Origin of the sequence: Streptomyces sp. SID12501, assembly GCF_010550245.1 — a bacterium.
Classification (GTDB): Bacteria; Actinomycetota; Actinomycetes; order Streptomycetales; family Streptomycetaceae; genus Streptomyces.
In genome coordinates, this window is the sequence record NZ_JAAGLU010000013.1 from 72,837 (window position 1) to 91,958 (window position 19,122).

Sequence of the window (19,122 nt, forward strand, 5' to 3'; positions counted from 1 at the left end):
ACCCCAACGCACCCCCCGCGCCCCCCTTCCCTCAGCCAATCCATGCACACCGCTTCCCACCGGCAGGTGTGACGCGCAACACTCTCAGGCGCATGAACGTCTCCACCCAGGGCCCGACCGCCCGGAAGTGAGGTCACGTCATGTCCGTGCACGACGAACTGACGTCAGTACAGCGCTGTCTGGACGACCTGTTGCGTTCGATGGGCCGCCTGGAACAGCAGATCGGCAAGGGCGGCCTGGAAATGCGCCGCCTCCGCAGCGACGCCAACCACCTGCGCGAAAGCCTCGCGCTGCTCCGCGAGGCCGCCCCCGCGCTCGCCCAGCCCCGGCGCCCCGACCTCGTGACGATCCCCGACACCCCGTACGACAACAGCCTGTGGACGGACTCGGACGACGAAGGACTCGGCGCCCACGACCGTCACGCACCCTGAGAATCCGACCGGAGTTCTCCTTTGGCCACTGAAACCGGTACCGACAGCGGTACCGATCCCGATTCCGATTCCGACACGGACTCCCATCCGCAGCGCGGCGGCGTACGGACCCGTACGCGCGCCGCCATCGACGCCCCGCATCTGCGGACCGACCGCTGGTGGCTGGCGCCCGCCGCCACGGCCGCCGGTCTGCTGGCGTTCATCGTGTACTCGACCTGGCGGGCGTTCGCCAACGCCGACTACTACGCGGCCCCGTACGTCTCGCCGTTCTACTCGCCCTGTCTGGCGGACAACTGTGCCCCCATGCGGCACGGCCCCAACGCCGATCTGTTCGGCGGCTGGTGGGGCATCTCCCCCGCGATCATCATCCTGATCTTCCCGCTGGGCTTCCGTCTGACCTGCTACTACTACCGCAAGGCCTACTACCGCGGCTTCTGGGCGTCCCCGCCCGCCTGCGCGGTGGCCGAGCCGCACAAGAAGTACACCGGTGAGACGCGCTTCCCGCTCGTCCTGCAGAACATCCACCGCTACTTCTTCTACGCGGCTCTGCTGGTCGCCTGCATCCTCACCTACGACACGGTGCTCTCCTTCCGCGACGAGCACTACAACTGGGGCCACATGGGCCTCGGTTCCCTGGTCTTCCTGCTCAACATCACGCTGATCTGGGCGTACACGCTCTCCTGCCACTCCTGCCGGCACATCGTCGGTGGCAAGCTCAAACACTTCTCCAAGCATCCCGTGCGGTACCGCGCCTGGCAGTGGGTCGGGAAGCTGAACGCCCGTCACATGCAGCTCGCCTGGGCGTCGTTGGTGAGCGTGGGGCTCGCCGACTTCTACGTGTACCTGGTCGCCTCCGGCGCTTTCGATGATCCGAGGTTCTTCTGATGTCCGTGGTCGACCGGCAGGAATGGGACGTTGTCGTAGTCGGCGCGGGCGGCGCGGGACTGCGCGCCGCCATCGAGGCACGCGAGCGTGGCGCCCGTACGGCGGTGATCTGCAAGTCCCTCTTCGGCAAGGCGCACACCGTGATGGCCGAGGGCGGGATCGCCGCCGCCATGGGCAACGTCAACAGCCACGACAGCTGGCAGGTCCACTTCCGCGACACCATGCGCGGCGGCAAGTTCCTCAACCAGTGGCGGATGGCGGAGCTGCACGCCCAGGAAGCCCCGGACCGGGTCTGGGAGTTGGAGACCTGGGGCGCCCTCTTCGACCGTACGAAGGACGGCCGGATCTCGCAGCGCAACTTCGGCGGCCACGAGTACCCGCGGCTCGCGCACGTCGGCGACCGCACCGGACTCGAACTCATCCGCACCCTGCAGCAGAAGATCGTCTCCCTCCAGCAGCAGGACAAGAAGGAGACCGGCGAGTACGAGTCCCGGCTGAAGGTCTTCCAGGAGTGCACGGTCACCCGCGTGTTGAAGAGCGGCGAGCGGGTCTCCGGTGTCTTCGCCTACGAGCGGGAAACGGGCCGTTTCTTCGTCCTTGAGGCGCCTTCCGTCGTGATCGCGACCGGCGGGATCGGCAAGTCCTTCAAGGTGACGTCGAACTCGTGGGAGTACACCGGCGACGGCCACGCGCTGGCGCTGCTCGCCGGGGCGCCGCTGCTCAACATGGAGTTCGTGCAGTTCCATCCGACGGGCATGGTCTGGCCGCCGTCCGTCAAAGGCATCCTCGTCACGGAGTCGGTGCGGGGCGACGGCGGGGTGCTGCGCAACTCCGAGGGCAAGCGGTTCATGTTCGACTACATCCCGGACGTCTTCAAGGAGAAGTACGCCCAGTCGGAGGCCGAGGGCGACCGCTGGTACGAGGACCCCGACAACAACCTCAGGCCCCCCGAACTGCTCCCCCGGGACGAGGTGGCCCGCGCCATCAACTCCGAGGTCAAGGCGGGCCGCGGCTCCCCGCACGGCGGCGTCTTCCTGGACGTCTCGACGCGGATGCCGTCGGAGGTGATCCGGCGCCGACTGCCCTCCATGTACCACCAGTTCAAGGAGCTGGCGGATGTCGACATCACCGCCGAGGCGATGGAGGTCGGGCCCACCTGCCACTACGTGATGGGCGGCATCGCGGTCGAGTCCGAAACCGCCGCCGCACGCGGGGTACCGGGCCTCTTCGCGGCCGGTGAGGTCGCGGGCGGGATGCACGGCTCCAACCGGCTGGGCGGCAACTCCCTCTCCGACCTGCTGGTGTTCGGCCGCCGCGCGGGCCTGCACGCGGCCGAGTACGCGACCTCGGTCGCCGATCGCCCAGCCGTGGACGAGGACCAGATCGCCACGGCGGCGGCGGAGGCCCTGCGCCCCTTCTCGGCGGAGGAACCGACCCCGGGCGGGGAGAGCAGCCGCCCGGCGGAGAACCCGTACACCCTCCACCAGGAGCTCCAGCAGGCCATGAACGACCTGGTCGGCATCATCCGCCGCGAGGCCGAGATGGAGCAGGCGCTGGAGAAACTGGCCGAGCTGCGGGTACGGGCCCACCGCGCGGGCGTCGAGGGGCACCGCCAGTTCAACCCGGGCTGGCATCTTGCCCTCGACCTGCGGAACATGCTGCTGGTCAGCGAATGCGTGGCCCTGGCGGCGCTGGAGCGCACGGAGTCGCGCGGCGGCCACACCCGCGAGGACCATCCGGTGATGGACCGTCAGTGGCGCAACGTGAACCTGCTGTGCCAACTCTCCGATCCCGCCAGCGGGTTGGCGGCCGCGGACCAGGTGAACGGCCTGATCGCCCTCACCCGCGAGACCACCGAACCCGTCCGCCCCGACCTGCTCGCCCTCTTCGAGAAAGAGGAGCTGGTCAAGTACCTCACCGACGAGGAGCTGTACGAGTGAGCACCAGCGTGAGCAGCAGCTACGAGGCCCGCTTCAAGGTGTGGCGCGGCGATGTGAAGGGCGGCGGGCTCAAGGACTTCGCGGTCGAGGTGAACGAGGGCGAGGTCGTCCTCGACATCATTCACCGGCTCCAGGCGACCCAGGCCCCCGACCTCGCCGTCCGCTGGAACTGCAAGGCGGGCAAGTGCGGTTCGTGTTCGGCGGAGATCAACGGGCGTCCCCGGCTGCTGTGCATGACCCGGATGTCGGTGTTCACCCGCGAGGAGACGATCACGGTGACTCCCCTGCGGGCCTTCCCCGTTGTCCGGGACCTCGTCACCGACGTCGGGTTCAACTACGACAAGGCCCGCGAGGTGCCGTCCTTCGTGCCGCCGGACGGCGTGGGACCCGGCGAGTACCGGATGATGCAGGAGGACGTGGACCGGTCGCAGGAGTTCCGCAAGTGCATCGAGTGCTTCCTGTGTCAGGACACCTGCCATGTGGTCCGCGACCACGAGGAGAACAAGCCCGCGTTCGCCGGCCCGCGCTTCCTGATGCGCGTCGCGGAACTCGACATGCATCCCCTGGACGCGGCGGCGGAGTCCGGCCTGGACCGCAAGCGCACTGCCCAGGACGAACACGGCCTCGGCTACTGCAACATCACCAAGTGCTGCTCGGAGGTGTGCCCGGAGGGCATCCACATCACGGACAACGCCCTGATCCCCTTGAAGGAACGGGCGGTCGACCGCAAGTACGACCCGCTGGTGTGGCTGGGCTCGAAGATCAGGAGGCGCTCGGAGAGTTCATGAGTTCCGTGAACTCGTTTCGCCGGAGCGGTGAGTTCCTCGCGGGGCGTGCCGACGGTCAGCCGTCGACGCGCTCCCGCGTGGCCAGCAGCTGGAACCAGGCGCCCGCGACCAACAGCAGCACGCTGGTGACAAAGACCGCGGTACCGATGGTCTGCGAGTTGTCGAGCTCGTCCACCGCCCCGTACGCCATCTGCAGGAGCAGGCCCGCGCTGCCGAGCATCGCTCCGTAACCCCACAGCTCGGGGCGCAGGGTACGGCGCCGCAGCCACGGGAGCAGCCAGCCGGTTCTGACCGCCACCCCACCGCACGCGCCCACTCCGCTCGTCATCAGCGCAGCCGTCCCCAACAGATACCAGTGCCAGTACATCCCCGGCCCCCTTCGAACACGTCTGCGGGGACCTTACCCATTCCGCCTCTTCCGCCACCCCTGCCCCGTCCCGGTCGCGCGCCCGCGATCACCCCCATACGCTCACAAACGTGACGCCCTCCCTCAGCAGAGGCCGGCCGCGGCGAGCCGCCTCCCACATACCCGTGCGCGTGGCGCACACCGCGCTCGGCGGTGTGATCGGGGTGATGTGGCTGGTGCTGCCCGGGGTGACGGCGGACCACGAGAGGTACGAGGGGTACGAAGTGCCCGCGGTGGCGGTCGGCAGCGTGCCGGCCGTGTCCGACGGCTCCGAAGCCTCGGATGTCGCGGCCCCGGACGAGGAGTCCTCCACCGGCGATCTGGTCCTGCCCCTCGTGGTGGCGGGCACGGCGGTCGCGGTGGCCGCGTACGGCTACGGCCGCCGCAGACGCCGTACCAGGACCCGTACGACTCCCGCCGCCCTGCCTCCGGTCGCGCGGCCCACGACCCCGGAGCTCGACCGGCAGGCCCGCAAGTCGCTGGTCGCGGCCGACGACTGTGTACGCACCAGCCGCGAGGAACTCGGCTTCGTGGCGGGGCTGCTCGGGGCGGAGACGGTCGCGCCGTTCACGGAGGCCGTGCGCTACGCCGAGGCCGAGCTGTCGGCCGCCTTCCAACTGCGCCAGGCGTACGACGACAACCCGACGGACGCCTCCCGGAGCGCCCTCGACGAGATCGTCGCCCGGTGTGTGGACGCGGGGCGGCGGCTGGACGCGGAGGCCGTCGGCTTCGACCGGCTGCGCGCCCTGGAACAGAACCTGACCGGCGCGCTCAGACACGCCGAGGTGCGCTTCCGGGACCTGACCGGCCGTACGGGGGCCGCCGAGGCCACTCTCGCCGACCTCGGCGAGCGGTACGCGCCCGCCGCCTCCCTTTCCGTCGCCGGCCAGGTCGAACAGGCGAAGGACCGGCTGGTGTTCGCCACGACCGGGCTCAACAGGGCCCGTCAGTCCGCCGACCTGGGCGAGCCGGACAGGGCGGTGCTGCATCTGCGTGCCGCCGAGGGCGCGATCGCCCAGGCCGAGGTGTTCGTGGACGGCGTCGACCGCCTCGCGTCCGCACTGGCCGCCGCCGCACAGGCGGTTTTGGACACGCTGGACGAGGTGGAGGCGGCGGTCGTGGAGGCCCGCGGGCGAGTGGCCGAGGGGAAGCGGGCGGGGGTGCCCGACGGCGCGCTGGAGGGGCATGTCCGTCGCGCCCGGGCCGCGCTGGCCGCCGTACGGAAAGAGGCCGCCGCCGGGCCCTACGACCCCCTGGACGCCCTGCGCCGGGTCGCGGTGGTGGCCGCGCCCCTCGGAACGGCGCCCGATGCCGCGCGGGTCGGCGCGCGCCTGGCCACCGACGCCGCTGACGGCTTCGTCGGCACGCACCGGGGCGCGGTGGGCGCCGAGGCCCGGACCCGGCTGGCCGAGGCACGCCGACTGCTCGACGGGGACCCGGCGGAGGCCGACGCCTTCGCGCTGCGGGCCCGCGAACTGGCCGAGCGGGACGTGCGCGCGCACGGGAATCCGTACGGCGGGCGGCCCGAGCACACGAACGGGGTCGCCGGAGCGGTCCTCGGCGGAATCCTGCTCGGCGATCTGCCGGACGCTGCGGCCGAGACACTCACCGGCGGCACGCCGGGGTCGTTCGGCGGTCCCGCCACGCGTGCGCGGCGGGGTCTGGCCTCGCCTCGTAAGAACTCGCCGGGAATTCCGTAAGAGGGCCTGAGCGGGCCGAGGCGATGGGGCCGCAGGCCCCTCCAAGGGGCGCGGGGCTGCGACATTTGCGGCTCCGCCGCGTGGGCGCGACAAGCCACGACGAACCCGCAGGTTCCATACAGTCGAACCCCGGCAGGGCCTCGTCAGAACAGACTCAGCAGCGCCTCCGCCGGGTCCGCGAGGACCGTTCCCGCGTCCGGCAGCGGCAGCTCGAACCACACCGTCTTCCCCCGGGGGGTCCTGCGGGAGCCCCAGGCCGCGCTGAGCAGACCGACCAGTTGGAGTCCGCGTCCGCCCTCGTCGGTGTCGCGGGCGCGGCGGCGGCGTGGCTGGACGAGGCCGGCGTCCCAGACCTCGCACACCAGCATGCGGTCGAGGAGGAGGCGGAGCCGGATCTCGCCCTCGCCGTAGCGCAGGGCGTTGGTGACCAGCTCGCTGACCAGCAGCTCCGTGGTGTCTATGAGGGCTTCGAGACCCCAGGCGGTGAGCTGGGTGCGGGTCAGCTCGCGGGCGCGGCCCACGCTGCGCGGCTCGCGCGGCAGGGTCCAGTCGCCGACGGAATCGGCGGGCAGCCCCTGGACGCGTGCCATCAGCAGGGCGATGTCGTCCTCGCCGTGGTGGGTGTCGAGGGTGCTGAGGACGTGGTCGCAGACGTCCTCCAGCGGCTGGGAGGGGTCGCTGAGGGCGCCGACGAACGCCTGCAGGCCCTCGTCGAGGGGATGGTCGCGCGATTCGACCAGTCCATCCGTGTAGAGCGCCAACAGCGAACCTTCTGCCAGTTCGACCTCAACCTCCTCGAACGGCTCGCCGCCGACGCCGAGCGGCATGCCCGGCGGCACGTCGAGCATCAGCGCGTCCTCGCCCGGTTCGACGAGCACGGGCGGCAGATGGCCGGCGTTGGCGAAGGTGCACCTGCGGGTCACCGAGTCGTAGACCGCGTAGATACAGGTCGCGAGGTACACCTCGGCGAGGTCGGCGTCCTTGGGCTGGCGGGCGGCTCGGGTGGCCTGCTGGACACCGCCGGGGGTGCCGAGGCCGCGCGCGATCTCGTCCAACGCCGAGAGGACCTCCGCCGGTTCGAGGTCGAGAAGCGCCAGGGTACGGACGGCGGTACGGAGTTCACCCATGGCGACGGCGGCGCGCAGCCCCCGTCCCATCACGTCGCCGACCACCAACGCGGTGCGGTTGCCGGGAAGTTCGATGACGTCGAACCAGTCACCGCCGACCTCGGTTGCGGCGTTGCCGGGCAGGTAGCGGCAGGCGATGTCGAGGCCGGAGGCCTCCGGGTCGCCCGGGGGCAGCAGGGAGCGCTGGAGGATCAGCGCCCGCTCGTGCTCACGCCGGTACAACCGGGCGTTGTCGATACAGACGGCGGCCCGCGCGGCCAACTCCCAGGCCAGCGCCCGGTCCCGCTCCCCGAACGGCTCGCTGCCCTTCGTACGGGAGAACTGCGCGAGGCCGACGACGGTGTCGTGGGCGACCATCGGGACGGCGAGCGTGGACTGGATGGCGCCGTTGCCCTCGGCGGGGACGAACTGCGGGCGGGCGGTGCGCAGGGCGTCCGCGCAGGGTGAGTTGAACGGGAAGTGGTGCACGGCGCCGACGCTCACGGGTTCCTGGCCGCCGGCGAAGGGCGCGTCGGAGACGGCGCTGGCGAAGGCGACACGGCGGAGTTCGGCGCTGCCGTCGGCGAGCCCCGGCGGGGTCTCGTCACCCGCCAGCAGTCCCTGGTAGAGGTCGACGGTCGCGAGGTCGCAGAAGCCGGGGACGACGACGTCGAGGAGTTCGCGCGCTGTCGTTTCCAGGTCCAGGGAGTTCCCGATGCGGGAGCCGGCCTCGTTCAGAAGGGCGAGATTGCGCCGTGCGGCGGCGGCCTCGCGGGCGGCGGCGCGGCGGGCGGTGATGTCGGTGCCGAGCCAGGCGACACCGATGGGGCGGCCGGTGCCGCTGTGCACGCGGTACAGGTTGATCGACCAGTGCCGGCGCTCGTCGGAGCCGGGCACGAGGCCGGTGATGTGCATGTCCGTTATCGAGTCGCCGGTCTCCAGGACCCGGCGGAGTGTCGCCGAGACCCGCTCGGCCTCGGGAGAGTGCAGGTAGTCGTACACACCGCGGCCCCGGTGGTCGTCGACATCACCGCCGTAGATCGAGGCGAAGCGCTGGTTGGCGCGCCGGACCCGGAGATCGGTGTCGATCAGCAGGAAGCCGAACGGAGATTGTCCGAAAATCGCCTGCGAGGCTGCGAGGTCGGTCTCGATCTGCCTCAGCGTCCGGACATCGACGACGATGCACACGGCGGCCCTCTCGCCCTCCTCCGTGCGCGTCGGCATCACATAGACCTCGGCGAGCCCCTCCCGGCGGCCCTCCTCACCCAGTTCGGGATCGCGGACGCGGAACGGGACCACGCCGGTCCACTCCCGGCCGTCGAGGATCTCCGCCATCTTCCGCTGGCCGCGCTCACGCAGATCGGGGTCGATGAAGGCCTCGATGGGATCCATACCCACGGCCCGTGCGGCGGGGATGCCGAAGATCTTCTCGGCGCGCAGGCTCCACTGGTCGACAAGGCCGTCGGGACCGATGGAGAAGGACGCCACCTTGATGTAGTCGTAGATCGAGCCGGGAGGGCTGCTCTGCCACATGGGGTCACCTGTCACATCACGCGCGTGGTCCTGCGCGGTGTCACGTGTCGTGTCGTGCACCGGATCGCCCATGGTGTCACGCGTGGTTTCACGTGTCGCATCGCGTATCGCGTCATCGCCGACGGAGTCCCCGGCACCCGACGCACGGCGTGACGCACCGGTCGCGGCATCACCCGCACCCCCCGCACTCGCGCCGCCCGACGGGTCCTTGGACTCCGTGGCCTTCGCTGGTATCTCGCTCACGCGAACCGTCCCCTCCAGCTCACCGCGTCCGGCACCGGTCACCGGGGGCGGCTGCCCGCAGTATCCAGCACTACGGCGCCCCACAACACGGTGTTCACGATCACAGGACAATCCCGATGCTTTTCGGACCGGCCCGCGACAACACTCCCAGTCTTCTAACCAGGGGACCACCGGTCGAACCCCTATTGGCGACAACTGCCAGTGGCCTGAACCACATGGTCGGCAGTGCGGGGGCGGGCGGAAAGCCGCAGTTCACCCCGGCGCACGGTTCGTGGTGGTCAGGACGCCGGGTTCCCCGTCCGGTCGGGTCTCATCCCGGTACCGACAATTCGAACCACACCGTCTTGCCCGCGTCGGCGGGGCGGGTGCCCCAGCGGCTGGACGAGTGGGCGACGAGCTGGAGCCCCCGGCCCCCCTCCTCCTCGGGGCCGGCGGCGCGCTCGCGGGGCGGGTCGGGCAGCGGGTCGGAGACCTCGACCAGGAGCGTGGCCACGCTCCCGACGGGCCTCACCAGCCGTACGCCGATGGGCCCCGTGGCATGCCTCAGGGAGTTGGTCACCAGCTCACTGACCAGCAGCGCGGCGATGTCACCGAGGGCGTCGAGCCCCCAGCCGCGCAGTTGGCCACGGACGACCGCGCGGGCTCCGCGGACGGCGCCGGGCTCCGCGGGAAAGCTCCACTCGGCACAGTCGCCTTCGGTGTCGATCACGCCGATCACTTCCCAGGCAAGCGACCCACCCATGTCCGGTTTCGTGGGGTTAATGGGCACATACCCGGTATTCGGTGCCAATTACCGCCTCCAAGGGCGCACTGTGGCACGAACGGCGTACGGGGCGCGCGCACCGGGCGCCTCACAGGTCCCACGAGCCGCCCGTCGGCCCCGCGAGCCTCACCCCAGCCGGGCGACCGCTTCCCGTACCGCCGGCACGTCCTGATCCAGCCAGTCGACGTCCCAGATCTCGGCCGGGGTCAGCCAGCGAAGTTCGTCGTGGTCCTGGAGGGGCTTCGGCTCGGCCGAGCCGGCCGGAAGCCGCGCGGTCCAGACCCGCAGGACGTACGGCGCCCGCAGGGGCCACTCCCCCGGGATGCGCTCCACGGGTTCCGCGTCGACGCCCAGTTCCTCGCGCAGCTCGCGCACGAGGGCCTCCTCCGGCGCCTCACCCGGTTCGACCTTGCCGCCGGGAAGCTCCCAGCGGCCCGCCAGTTCGGGGGGTGCGCTGCGGCGGGCGGCGAGAAGGCGTCCGCCGCGCAGCAGGGCCGCGCCCACGACCACGACGCGCCCCTGGGCCGCACGCTCCGAACCCGCCGCCGGTTCCGTCCGTTCCGACCGTTCCGTCATGGGCCGAAGCCTACGGGAGCCGGATCACTCGGCCCGGGTCACCCGGATCCCCTGGTTCCGTTCTGCCCGATCCGCTCGACCCAGTAGAGCTGCCTGTGTCCGCGGTCGTCGAGGCTGTCGGCGATCTTCTGAGCCTCCGCACGGGTCGCGTACCGGCCCACGCGGTAGCGATTGCCGTTGTCGTCCTGCCGTATGACGAGCCAGGGAAGAGTGATCGTCCCGTCGCTCATGGAGCCCCTCCACTTCCCGCCCCCGGCTTGCGCCGCGCCCGCTAAGGAAACCGCAATCCGCATATGCCCGACCCTACGCCTTACCTTCACGCAGCGAACACGGATTTTCACAAAGAGGTACGGCAACCGGCCAGCGGCGAGGGGCGCGCGACATCGAACGCGCCGCCGAAAGAGCACGGTGTGTCCGGTCAGCGGCCCGCCGCGCCCCTCGGGGCGACCTGCGAAAACGGCCAGAATCCAACGGCCATGCGGAAGGCGGCGGTTGGCGGGGCAGCGATGAAGGGGGAGCGTTCGGGAGGTCAACCGCCCCTGGATGTGGGCTACTTCACTGAATCCAGGGGCGGCGGGGCTACTTCACCGGCAGGTGGTACGCCACCTGGTAGCGGTCCGCGGAGATCACGATGTCGGCCGTCTCGACCGGGCGCCCCGAGGCGTAGTACGTGCGCTGCACGACGAGCACCACATGCCCGGGGACACCGCCGAGGGCCTGCAGTTCCTCGGCGAGGCCGGGGCGGGCGCCGACCTCCTCCGTGACGTTGTCCACGATCACGTCGATGGCCGCCATGCGCTCGACGACGCCCATCCCGCCGAGCGGACCCTCCTCGGGCAGCATCACCGGCGTACGGCCGGTGACGGCGAGGGGCTCGTAGGAGGTGGACAGCATCATCACCTCGCCGGCGTCCCGGAAGACGTACTTCGTGCGCATCACACGGTCGCCGGGCAGGAGGGAGAGCCGCTCGGCGATGGCGCCGCTCGCACCGGCCTGCGCGCTGCTGGACTCCCAGGTGCCGCGCGCCTCCGCGTCGGACTGCTCCTGGCGGAACGGTGTCGCGCCGCCGTCCGGACGGAAGCCGGAACGGGCGATCCGGCGCGGCACGGGCCGCTCACGCACATACGTGCCCGAACCGGAGCGGCCCTCGACGAGGCCCTCGGCCATCAGCACCTTGCGAGCCTCCAGCGCGACCGTGTCCGAAACGCCGTACTCCTCCCTGATCCTGGCCTGGGAGGGGAGGCGGGTGTGCGGTGGCAGTGAACCGTCGACGATCTTGTTTCGTAGATCACCCGCTACACGCAGGTAGGCCGGCTGTTCACCGAATGTCACGGGCCGCTCCCATCAGGTTGTACAGACAGCAACAGCGTGGCAACCATGGGTTGTGACATGCAAGCAAAGGCCAGAGAATCACTCGATGTGATGACTTGCGTGGCCGGAGGCCATTGCGCGGGCAGGACAGCAGGCACGGGCGCACGTGCGACGCAGGCAGGTTCTCCCCGTTCCGGCAGCCGTCACACCCTCGTTCACGCCTCGATACGGTCCCCTCCCCCGGCGCCCCCGGTATCCCCGGCGCCCCCGCCGCTGCCGCCCTCCAGGTCGTACGGGGGTGGGGTCGTCGCGAGCCCCAGAGCCTTGCGCGGGGCGACGGTACGGTCGGCGTCGAGCAGCGCGCTGCCGGCGTCGTAGTGGTCGTAGAAGGTGTCGACGTCGGTGGCCTCGGCAGCCTTCGCCCACTCCTGGCGCGCACCGCGCAGGTCCTTCACGACGGCGGCGACACCGGGCGAGGCGGCGGCGTCGAACCGGTGTTCGGTGAGCAGGCGCGTCTGCTCGTCGAGCGCGTCCGTCACCCGCCCCGCCCAGGCCCTGTACCCGGGCAGGTCGTCGTCGACGTACTCCTCGTCGGGCGCCGTGTCCATCGCCGCGTTGAGGACGTGGGCCGCCTTCAGGTACGCGAGCTGGTCGGGGTCGAGCGTCGTCTCGTCCTTGCGCAATGAGCCGGTGAGGGTGCCGTACGGGTCGACGCTGCCGAAGACGCAGGTGACCTCGCGGTCGCCGAGGCGCCAGCTCTGGCTGGTGGGGGTGAGGTAGTAGACGTCGGCTTCGTCGGGCAGGGCCCAGGCGTCCATCGCGTACTGGTCCTCAAGGGCGTAGCACTTGTCGTCGGCGGCCTCGGTGACGCGGTCGTCGCCCGGGTAGGCACCGGCCGGCAGCTTGAAGGCGGCGAACACCTCGCCGTCGTGCTCACCGGCGCAGGGGACCTTGTCGACGTCGTAGGTGAAGCCCTCCAGGGAACCGTCCGGCGAGTCGAAGCAGTCGCCCTTGACGAGGGAGAAGCTGCTGTTGTTCTCCTTGGCGGCGTCCTTGAAGCCGTCCCAGGCCTCGGAGAGGCCGCCGGTGCCGAGCAGCAGGGCCCACAGCGCGAGACCGACGGCCGACAGCACGGATCCGGCGATCGCCATGCCCTTCCCGCGCTCGCCCTTCTTCCGGATCTCCACGAGTGCGACGATCCCGAGGATGAGGCCGAGGGCGGGCAGGAAGCAGAGGATGCCGAGCACGAGCGAGGCGATGGCTACGCCGTTGACGGGGGTCGGGCGGTTGTACGGGGAGTAGCCCTGGGGCCAGGGGGCGTAAGGGCCCTGGGGGTACTGCTGGGGTTGGCCCGGATACGAGGGGTACGGCGACGGCGACGGTGGCTGGTCGGGTCCGGGGGGCGGTGGTATGGCCACGAGTGCCGGGCTCCTCGTCGGGTGATGTGAACTGGCGTGCGACTTCGCGCATGGTAAGGGAGTTTCGCCCCCGGCGCCCCTACCTCCCGCCCCCTGGGGGCTGAGCAGGCAGCTGGGTGGAAACCCTCGTACGCAACTACTCTGCGTACATGACCCCACTGCCGGACTGTTACTGCCCCGCGGACGGCACCCGCGTCCCCGGAGGCACCCTCACCTGGTGCTGCCCCCTCTGCCGAGGCCCCCTCGACCTCGACTTCGCACCCACCCCGGCGCCCCTCAAGTCCCTCACCGGCAGGGTCAACTCCCTCTGGCGCTACGCGGAGACGCTCCCCCTCCCCACCCCCGCCACAAGCCTCGGCGAGGGCCGCACCCCCCTCGTGGAACTGCGCGACGGCATCTCGGCCAAGCTCGACTTCCTGATGCCGACGCTCTCCTTCAAGGACCGGGGCGCCGTGCTCCTGGCCGAACTCGCTCTGCGTCTGAACCCGGCTCAGGTCGTCGCCGACAGCAGCGGCAACGCGGGTACGGCCATCGCCGCGTACTGTGCCCGCGCCCGGCTGCCCTGCACGGTGTACGTCCCCGAGGGCACCTCCGCGAAGAAGCTGGAGCAGATCGAGGCGCACGGCGCGAGGGTGCGGGTGATCGAAGGCGACCGGGAGGCCGCGGCGGCTGCGGCCCGCGAGGCGGCGGACGCCCCGGGCACGTTCTACGCCTCCCACGTCTACAACCCGTATTTCCTGCACGGCACGAAGACGTACGTCCACGAGCTGTGGGAGGACATGGGAGGCCGGCTCCCGGACGTCATCGTCGTGCCGGTCGGCAACGGCACCCTGCTGCTGGGCGCGGCACTGGCCGTCGCCGAACTGCACTCGGCGGGCCTCATCGACCGGCGCCCCGCGCTGTACGCCGTACAGGCAGCGGCGGTCGCCCCGCTGGCGCACGCCTGGACGGAGGGCGCACTCGACCTGACCGGCATCGCCCCGCCCCCGATGTCACCCACCCTCGCGGAGGGCATCGCGATTCCCAGCCCGCCCCGGGCCCGCCAGATCCTGCGCGCGGTACGCGACTCGGGCGGCACGTTCCTGACGGTGACGGAGGATCAGATCCGGCACGCGCAAAGGGACTTGGCGTCCCAGGGGCTGTACGTGGAGTCGACCGGCGTGGCCTGCTGGGCGGCGGTACGGGAGGGCGCGCTCGGGGCCCGAACGGCGGTGGTGCCGTTGTGCGGGGCGGGACTCAAGACAGGCCTGGCGCCGCCGGTCTGACGCCGACTCGGCGTCCGGCCCGACGTCCGGCTCTGCGTCCGATCCGACGCCGGCCCGAGATCCGGCCCGGCGTCCGGTTCAACCGGCCTCAGGCGCCGTCGAACCCCGTCGCCCGCGCGCGCTTCTCCCAGCCGGCGACATCGCCCCGTACCTGCTCGAGACGGCCGAGTACGCCGGTGACCGCGTCGTCGCCGAGGGGCAGCCGCAGCGGTGTGTCCTGGGCGTCGAGGGCGGCGAGGATCAGGGCCGCCGCCTTCGCCGGGTCGCCGGGCTGGACGCCGTCGCCCTCGGTGACCATCCGGCGGGTCGCGCCGACCGTGCGGACGTAGACGCCCAGATCCCGGCTGACGCTTGCACGGCCGCTGTCGAACAACTCGGTCCTGAAGGCCCCCGGTTCGACGATCAGTACCTTGATCCCGTACTGCCGGACCTCCGCCGCGAGCGCCTCGGACATGCCCTCCAGGGCGAACTTCGTCGCGCTGTAGGCCCCGAAGCCCGGCGCGGAGATCTGCCCGCCCAGGCTGCTCATCTGCACGATCGCGCCCGAGCCCCGCTGCCGCATGTGCGGCAGCACGGCCCGCACGAGCGCGGCGGGCCCGAACACATGTAGGTCGAACAGGCTGCGCAGTTCGGCGTCGGTCGTCTCCTCGACGGCACCGACGTGCGTACGCCCCGCGTTGTTGACGAGCACGTCGATCCGCCCGTGCCACGCGACGACATCCTCCACGGCGGTCCTGACCGCGGCCAGGTCGGTGACGTCCAGGCGCAGCGCCTGGACCTGTTTGGGGTGGGCGGCCACGAAACCGTCCAGGGCGCCCGTCCGTCGTGCGGCACCGACGACCACGTCTCCCGCGGCGACCGCCGCCTCGGCGACGGCCCGCCCGAAGCCACTGCTCGCACCGGTGATGAACCAGACCCTGCTCATGAGGTCAGCCCCCTCCCCTAAACCACTGTCCGTAGACCACTGTCCGCTCACTGCGCCAACCCGCTCAGACGCTCCGGCAGCAGCCTAGACGGACAGCCGCTTCCACAGGGGTCGCACGCCTCCACCCGGCCGAAACGGGCCCCGTCCGGCGTCAGTCCTCGCCCCTGACGACGTTCCCCTCGGCCCCTCGCCAGGTCTCCCCGGCGTCGCCGTCGAACGTCGCCCGCACCCAGGTACGTACGCCGTGTCCGCGCAGTCGGCGGGCCCTCGCCCAGCCGGTCTCGGCCCTGCGGACAGTGGTCCTCGTCTTCCTGGCTTTGGCACTCACGGTGCTCCATCTTCCTTCTGCGTCCGGCCCGTTGGGGGTCCACGTCGATCTTCTGACACCGGTTTGCCCGGTTGTGTCTCCGGGTCCCCGTCCCAGGCCGCGGGAAACATGCCCGGCGCCGGCCGACCCTCGCCTCGCGCTCCGCGTCAGGCGTCGGCTCCGACCGGGTGGCTCTCCGCTCGGGCGCCCTGGAGCTGGTCGCGGGCGACTGTCAGTGCGGCGGCGACGTCGCGGGTGCCGGTGGCGACGCACAGGGTGTAGGAGACGTCGTTCAGCCGCTGGAGCAGCTGGGCGTCGTTCTCCTGGCCGTGCCGGGCCCGAAGGGTTTCGTACCGGTCGAGCAGGTCGGCGAGGACGGTGGGGTGGGCCATCAACATGAGAGCTCTCCCTGACGAGTGACGGGGCGGGGGTTGCTGCGGGAGCGTTCCGGGCGGCGCGCACCCGAGGCCGGCCGCTCAGCGACCGCTCCCGCGGTGGGCCTGTGATCCCAAGCACCTGCGAACCAGGTGCCCCGGCTCTCACGGCTCAAACAGGCCCCCGCCAGGCAAGGTGCTGTCATCACGCACCTGCTCACGTGACTCGTCGTGAGGCCGGACCGTCCGTGTGGATCACTCCCGCAGGGGCACTCCGAGGAGTGGCTCGACACGCCCCTCCACAAGTGGGCCGTCCGCGCCGCACCCCGCCGAGTTCGGCGCCACGGGCGGCATCCCTCTCCCGAGAGCGCCGACATTACCGAGGCCGGGCCGGAGCGCGAGGCCGCCGTGCAGTCCCTCAAGGCGGCGGACACCCAACGCCTCCTGGACGACCTCGCACCACTCGCCACGACGCGCCACGAGGCGGCCCGCCGCACAGCCGGGGAAGCCCCCGCGCCCTCCTGACCGATGCCCTCGACGGCCCACCAGCCCGGGCGCAGACCGTCCCGACACCACATTCGTGACACGTCCGACCATCCCGGCGCCACGGACCAGACGCGGCGGGCAGGAGAAGGGCGTCAGCCGGCCAGGATCTTTCGAGGGGGCACGTCCGGCCGGGGTCCGCCGGGGTCCGGGGGCAGCCAGGGAGTCGCGACCGGCGAGGCGTCTCAGCTGTCCGCGACCCGATTCCGGGCAGTGTGACCGGACGTCGCGGGGTACTCGGCGGACGTCGCACGTCACGCCGGCGTGCTTTCGATCCCGAGGGAAGTGGTCCCATGTACGACCGCCCGAACCGAACGGACACGGATCTGCTCGGCATCTACCTCAACGACCATCTCGCCGGAGCCACCGTCGGCACGGACCGGTCCCGGTCGCTGGCCGAGTCCGAGTCCGAGCGGGACCCGGCGCTGGCGGACGCCGTGGGGCCGATCTCCGACGAGATCGCCGAGGACCGTGCCGACCTGTTGCGGATCATGCGGTCGCTCGACATCCCCGTACGCCGATACAAGATCGTCGCGGGTCGGCTGGCCGAGCGGGCGGGTCGCCTCAAGCCCAACGGGCGGATCGTCCGGCGTTCTCCGCTCGCCCCGATGCTGGAACTGGAGCTGCTGCGGCTGGGCGTGGAGGCGAAGGCCGCCGTCTGGCGGACGCTGCGCCGCCTTGCCGACACCGACGCGCGCCTCGACCCGGTACACCTCGACGGCCTTCTCGGCCGCGCCGACCGGCAACTGGACATCCTGGAACAGTTGCGCCTGCGCCAGGTCGACGAGACCTTCCAGCCCCGGGCCGAGGCACTGACCGCGGCCCAGGGGGCGAGCTCCTGAGCGATCGGTGCCCCGGCCCACGCCGTCAACGCTGAGCCGTCAGCGCTGAGCCGCGTGCGCCGACGCGTCGCGGCCGACCGTCAGCGGCGCCGGGCGGTACGGGACGTACGCCGCCCCGTCCAGGCCGAGCGCGGTGGCGGACCGCTGGAGTTCGGCCGGAGTGGCGACGGCGTCCCAGCGGCCGGTTTCGACGCGGTGTTCGAGGGCGTGCAGGGCGGCCACGATCTCGGCGGTGGTGAAGTTGCAGTGGCCCTGCCGCTCGACGTAGGCCTGCTGCAACAGCGCACCGTCGCCCGAGGCGCGCACCCGGGCGGCGAAGCGGGTCTCCTGCTCCACCGGCACGAGGTTGTCGGCGGTGGTGTGGATGTCGAGCAGGGGCACCTCAAGTCCCTGACCGGCGGAGGACGTTCGCTGTGCCGTACGGACGGCGGCCGGATCGGCGGTGATCGTGGCGCCCTCGGTCAGCGTGCGCAGGTCGGCGCGCAGATCGAGGCCGGCCGCCCGGTACAGGGCGCGGACCTGGGGGGCGTGTACGGAACCGGCGAGCAGTCGGCCGTAGTCGACGCCCCGGTTCCAGGAGTTGTTGCCGCCGACGGACTGCTCGATGGCGTACCGGCCGAACTCGACGAACGACAGGATGCCCCGCGCGAACCACGCGTACTGCTGCTCCTGCTGGTCCGCCCAGTCGGTCGGGGCGGGCCGGTCCTTCCCCAGCGCCCAGGCGGGCAGGTTGAGGAAGGCGGCGGCCATCGCGACGCGGGCGCGGCCCTGCGGGGTGGCCTGGGCGGTGTTGACCGCCTTGGTGAGCAGGTCGGCGGTGGCGGCGGCTTCGGCCGGGGTGCCGAACCGCACGAGCTTCACGTCCTGTTCGGGCAGCAACAGACGGGCGATCGTGTACTCGGCGTCCAGCTGATAGTTGTCGAGGTCCGTGGCGCCCGCGACCAGGCCGCACGTGCCGAGCGCGCCGTCGATACGCCCGTCGGCGTCCCGGGCCAGCTGCGCGTTGACGAGCCCGCCCATCGAAATGCCCATGGACAGCGTGCGCGACGGCTCGCCGATCTTCGCGGTGACGGCGTCGATGGTGGCGAACTGGTCCCGTGCGGCACTCTCCAGGGCCCACATCGAGCCGTTCGGATCGTACGACGACCCGGCCAGCGCATAGCCCTGGGCGAGCAACTCGACGCGTACGGCCTCGGTGGGGGCGTTCTGCGCGATCTGCGGGCTGAAACCGTGGCTGAACACCACCAGGGTGCCGTTCCAGTCGTCGGGGACGTCGGCGATCCAGGTCGCGCCGTCGGCGAGGGTGCCGGTGAGGTGACCGGCGACGGCCGCGTCCGGCTGGGCCGCCGATGAGGGGAGGGTGGTGAGCGCAACCGAGGTCAGCGTGGCCAGGACGGCCAGGGCGATACGCGAACCGGTGCGGCGGGTGCGGGTGCGGGTGCCTGCGGGCATGGAGCGGCTCCTTGTGGGGGGCGGTTAACGGAGCGGGACCGGACAGGTGCTCAGTGCACTGAGCGAGGACGTGGAGGAATGTAGGGCTTATTTCTTGCGACCGTCAAGATAATGCACAACATTAATGATGCGAGTGGGCCAGTCGGTGCCGAACTCGCCCGAGAGGCCCGGAATCGTCTCGCGTACGACGACGCCGACCCCGGTGACACCGAGGGCCGGCGAGGCAGGCAGGGCAGGCAGCGTCGCCCGGCGCCGCGGGGAAGCCGATCGTCGTCGGCGACCTCTACTTGCCGAAGCCCGCCGTAAGGCCCCCG

19 protein-coding genes are annotated in these 19,122 nt (G+C 71.3%); 8 read left to right on the forward strand and 11 right to left on the reverse strand.

Going from position 1 to position 19,122, the window contains the following annotated elements; translation table 11 throughout:
* Positions 1–140 precede the first annotated feature (140 nt).
* The 4 genes from G3I71_RS17305 to G3I71_RS17320 are packed head-to-tail and all read left to right on the forward strand — an operon-like array spanning position 141 to position 4,044.
* The gene (locus G3I71_RS17305; protein ID WP_164315677.1) at positions 141–431 is read left to right on the forward strand and encodes a hypothetical protein; all 291 of its coding nucleotides are present in this window, start codon (positions 141–143) and stop codon (positions 429–431) included.
* Positions 432–452: 21 nt separating this feature from the next.
* On the forward strand, positions 453–1,316 hold the full coding sequence (locus G3I71_RS17310) for a hypothetical protein (RefSeq protein ID WP_164315678.1): 864 nt from the start codon (positions 453–455) through the stop codon (positions 1,314–1,316).
* Positions 1,316–3,256 carry a fumarate reductase/succinate dehydrogenase flavoprotein subunit gene (locus tag G3I71_RS17315; protein ID WP_164315679.1) on the forward strand — a complete coding sequence of 647 codons (1,941 nt, stop codon included), beginning with the start codon at positions 1,316–1,318 and terminating at the stop codon, positions 3,254–3,256. Before G3I71_RS17310 ends, G3I71_RS17315 begins: the two co-directional genes overlap by 1 nt.
* A complete protein-coding gene (locus G3I71_RS17320) occupies positions 3,253–4,044 on the forward strand; it encodes a succinate dehydrogenase/fumarate reductase iron-sulfur subunit (protein ID WP_343240152.1) in 792 nt (263 codons plus the stop codon). The genes G3I71_RS17315 and G3I71_RS17320 overlap by 4 nt, the downstream gene beginning before the upstream one ends.
* A 55-nt stretch (positions 4,045–4,099) precedes the next feature.
* Here G3I71_RS17320 and G3I71_RS17325 read toward each other — a convergent pair whose 3' ends face one another.
* The gene (locus G3I71_RS17325; protein ID WP_164315680.1) at positions 4,100–4,411 is read right to left on the reverse strand and encodes a hypothetical protein; all 312 of its coding nucleotides are present in this window, start codon (positions 4,409–4,411) and stop codon (positions 4,100–4,102) included.
* Between the two features lie 110 nt (positions 4,412–4,521).
* Between G3I71_RS17325 and G3I71_RS17330 the strand changes: the two genes are divergently transcribed.
* The gene (locus G3I71_RS17330) at positions 4,522–6,150 is read left to right on the forward strand and encodes a hypothetical protein (RefSeq protein ID WP_164315681.1); all 1,629 of its coding nucleotides are present in this window, start codon (positions 4,522–4,524) and stop codon (positions 6,148–6,150) included.
* Positions 6,151–6,293: 143 nt separating this feature from the next.
* Here G3I71_RS17330 and G3I71_RS17335 read toward each other — a convergent pair whose 3' ends face one another.
* From G3I71_RS17335 to G3I71_RS17360, 6 genes are all read right to left on the reverse strand, one after another.
* Positions 6,294–9,032, reverse strand: a complete 2,739-nt coding sequence (locus G3I71_RS17335; RefSeq protein WP_164315682.1) for a SpoIIE family protein phosphatase — start codon at positions 9,030–9,032, stop codon at positions 6,294–6,296.
* 310 nt (positions 9,033–9,342) lie between these two features.
* Positions 9,343–9,774, reverse strand: coding sequence for an ATP-binding protein (locus G3I71_RS17340; protein WP_164315683.1), 432 nt, complete (start codon positions 9,772–9,774; stop codon positions 9,343–9,345).
* A 147-nt stretch (positions 9,775–9,921) separates the two neighbouring features.
* Positions 9,922–10,371 carry a (deoxy)nucleoside triphosphate pyrophosphohydrolase gene (locus G3I71_RS17345; RefSeq protein ID WP_164315684.1) on the reverse strand — a complete coding sequence of 150 codons (450 nt, stop codon included), beginning with the start codon at positions 10,369–10,371 and terminating at the stop codon, positions 9,922–9,924.
* Between the two features lie 38 nt (positions 10,372–10,409).
* Complete coding sequence (locus G3I71_RS17350) at positions 10,410–10,601, reverse strand: SPOR domain-containing protein (protein WP_164315685.1); 192 nt, start codon at positions 10,599–10,601, stop codon at positions 10,410–10,412.
* A 349-nt stretch (positions 10,602–10,950) separates the two neighbouring features.
* Entirely contained in the window at positions 10,951–11,703 is a 753-nt protein-coding gene (locus G3I71_RS17355; protein ID WP_164315686.1) for a GntR family transcriptional regulator, read from the reverse strand.
* Positions 11,704–11,897: 194 nt separating this feature from the next.
* On the reverse strand, positions 11,898–13,100 hold the full coding sequence (locus tag G3I71_RS17360) for a DUF4190 domain-containing protein (RefSeq protein WP_164315687.1): 1,203 nt from the start codon (positions 13,098–13,100) through the stop codon (positions 11,898–11,900).
* A gap of 149 nt (positions 13,101–13,249) precedes the next feature.
* On the opposite strand from G3I71_RS17360, the gene G3I71_RS17365 reads away from it, so the two are divergent.
* Positions 13,250–14,365, forward strand: coding sequence for a threonine synthase (locus G3I71_RS17365; protein ID WP_164315688.1), 1,116 nt, complete (start codon positions 13,250–13,252; stop codon positions 14,363–14,365).
* Positions 14,366–14,453: 88 nt separating this feature from the next.
* Here G3I71_RS17365 and G3I71_RS17370 read toward each other — a convergent pair whose 3' ends face one another.
* The 3 genes from G3I71_RS17370 to G3I71_RS17375 form a co-directional block, all read right to left on the reverse strand.
* On the reverse strand, positions 14,454–15,290 hold the full coding sequence (locus G3I71_RS17370) for an oxidoreductase (RefSeq protein WP_164315689.1): 837 nt from the start codon (positions 15,288–15,290) through the stop codon (positions 14,454–14,456).
* A gap of 151 nt (positions 15,291–15,441) precedes the next feature.
* The gene (locus tag G3I71_RS50355) at positions 15,442–15,618 is read right to left on the reverse strand and encodes a hypothetical protein (protein WP_203730694.1); all 177 of its coding nucleotides are present in this window, start codon (positions 15,616–15,618) and stop codon (positions 15,442–15,444) included.
* Between the two features lie 146 nt (positions 15,619–15,764).
* Positions 15,765–15,995 (reverse strand): DUF5133 domain-containing protein, encoded by a 231-nt coding sequence (locus tag G3I71_RS17375; RefSeq protein WP_164315690.1) that lies wholly within the window; start codon positions 15,993–15,995, stop codon positions 15,765–15,767.
* A gap of 207 nt (positions 15,996–16,202) precedes the next feature.
* On the opposite strand from G3I71_RS17375, the gene G3I71_RS17380 reads away from it, so the two are divergent.
* Together G3I71_RS17380 and G3I71_RS17385 are read left to right on the forward strand one after the other, a co-directional pair.
* Complete coding sequence (locus G3I71_RS17380; protein WP_164315691.1) at positions 16,203–16,496, forward strand: hypothetical protein; 294 nt, start codon at positions 16,203–16,205, stop codon at positions 16,494–16,496.
* Positions 16,497–16,807: 311 nt separating this feature from the next.
* Positions 16,808–17,356, forward strand: a complete 549-nt coding sequence (locus G3I71_RS17385) for a hypothetical protein (protein ID WP_164315692.1) — start codon at positions 16,808–16,810, stop codon at positions 17,354–17,356.
* Positions 17,357–17,395: 39 nt separating this feature from the next.
* Here G3I71_RS17385 and G3I71_RS17390 read toward each other — a convergent pair whose 3' ends face one another.
* Entirely contained in the window at positions 17,396–18,808 is a 1,413-nt protein-coding gene (locus G3I71_RS17390) for a DUF6351 family protein (RefSeq protein ID WP_164315693.1), read from the reverse strand.
* Positions 18,809–19,122: the final 314 nt, after the last annotated feature.